This window comes from Cellulomonas septica (assembly GCF_012396155.1).
In the GTDB taxonomy this organism is placed as follows: domain Bacteria; phylum Actinomycetota; class Actinomycetes; order Actinomycetales; family Cellulomonadaceae; genus Cellulomonas; species Cellulomonas septica.
This window is the reverse complement of the sequence record NZ_JAAXOY010000708.1, coordinates 1-1,741: the sequence shown is the minus strand read 5'-3', so window position 1 is coordinate 1,741 and position 1,741 is coordinate 1. Positions and strand designations below refer to the sequence as shown.

Below are 1,741 nucleotides of genomic sequence, written 5' to 3'. Positions count from 1 at the left end.
CTCGCGTCTGCCCTGGACGCCGAGCTCGCACCGGGTGCCGGTCGCCTCGCATCCGCCCTGGACGGCCAGCTCGCACCGGGCGCCCAGCGCCTCGCGACCGGGCTGAACGGCCAGCTCGCACCCGGTGCGCAGCAGCTCGCCGCCGAGCTGGGCACCAAGGCGGCACCCGGTGCCGCTCAGGTCGCCGCGGGTGCCCAGCAGCTCGACATCGGCCTCGCCCAGGTCCGTGCAGGAGCGCCTCAGCTGCTCGGCGGGCTCGCTCAGGTCAGCGGCGGTCTGGACCTCGTCGACGCGGGCCTCGCCAAGCTGTACGGCGACATCGGTGCACTTCCCCAGGACCCGGGCGTCCAGAAGCTCCAGGCGGGTATCGCGACGCTGCGGACCGCGTCCGCGACGCTCACGGGTGCGGTCGACCAGGTCCGCACCGGCATCGCGGGTGCCTCGACCAAGGCGACGGCACTGTCCGACGGCGCGGTCACGCTCGGTGGCCAGCTCGATGCCGCGGTGGACGCCCTCGGGTCGCTCCGCGCCGGCATGGACTCGGCCTACCTCGCGCAGTACGACGCGGTCGTCGGGCAGCTGACGGCGGGCGTCCCGGTGCTCACCGACCGGACGAACCCGGCGACCATCGCCGGCGGGGCGACGGCACTCGCGCAGGGCCTCACCGGGGCAGCCGCGACGCTCGCGCAGATCGAGTGCGGGCTCGACAGCGGGTCGCTTCCCGGGACGTGCGACGCCACGAAGCCGGGGGTCGTCCAGGGTCTCGCGACGGTCGACGCGGGCGTGGGTGCGCTCGTGTCCGGGGTCGTGTCGAAGGTGCAGGCGGGCGTCGGTGACGGCGACGACACGTCGGTCGACGGCACCCTGCGCGGTGGCGTCCACTCGCTCCAGGCCGGGACGGACGCGCTCAGCGCCGGTGGCAGCACCCTCGCGACAGGACTCGACGCACTCGGGACAGGTGCCACGCAGCTCAACGCCGGTGCCGGTGCGCTGTCGACCGGTCTGGCGACGGCTGCCTCGGGATCCGCCGCCCTCGCGGTCGGCCTTCAGGACGCGGCGACGGGGTCAGCCACCCTGTCGACAGGTCTGGTCGAGACCGCCGCGGGCTCCAAGCGCCTCGCCGCAGGCCTCGTCGAGTCCGCCTCCGGCTCGAAGCGCCTGGCCGCGGGCCTCGTCGAGTCCTCGGACGGGGCCAAGCGCCTCTCCGCCGGTCTCGTGGAGTCGGCCACCGGCTCGACGCGCCTGTCGAGCGGCCTCGTCGAGGCGGCGGCGGGCGCGCACCGGCTGTCCGACGGCATCGACGACGCCGCGGACGGGTCGCAGCGGCTCGCCGACGGGCTCGCCGACGCGGCGGACGGCTCGACGCTCCTCGCCGACGGGCTCGTCTCGGCCACGGAGGGTGCGCCGAAGATCGTCGACGGGACGCAGCAGCTGTCCGACGAGGGCACCTCGCAGGTCGTCGCGAGCGGTCAGGCGACCGCGGAGGACTTCGGCGTGAAGTACGCGGTGCTCGCGGCCGGTGCCGAGCGCGCCCAGTCCGAGGGCATGGCGTACGGCGCCCCGGACGGGGCGGTCGGCGCGACGGCGTACTCGATCGAGATCGCGGGCGTCGACGGCGCGGGGGCGACGAACGTCGGCCGCCTGGTCGCGGCGATCGCCCTGTTCGCGGCCGGGATCGGCGTGGCCACGCTCGCCCGGCGTCGGATGTCCTGACCCCTCCGCAGGGCGCAGGAGGCGTGCG

At 75.8% G+C, this 1,741-nt stretch carries 1 pseudogene; it reads left to right on the top strand.

Annotated elements, in window-relative coordinates:
• Positions 1 to 1,713, top strand: a pseudogene (locus HGA02_RS18400) (hypothetical protein); the annotation flags it as partial.
• Between the last annotated feature and the right edge of the window lie 28 nt (positions 1,714 to 1,741).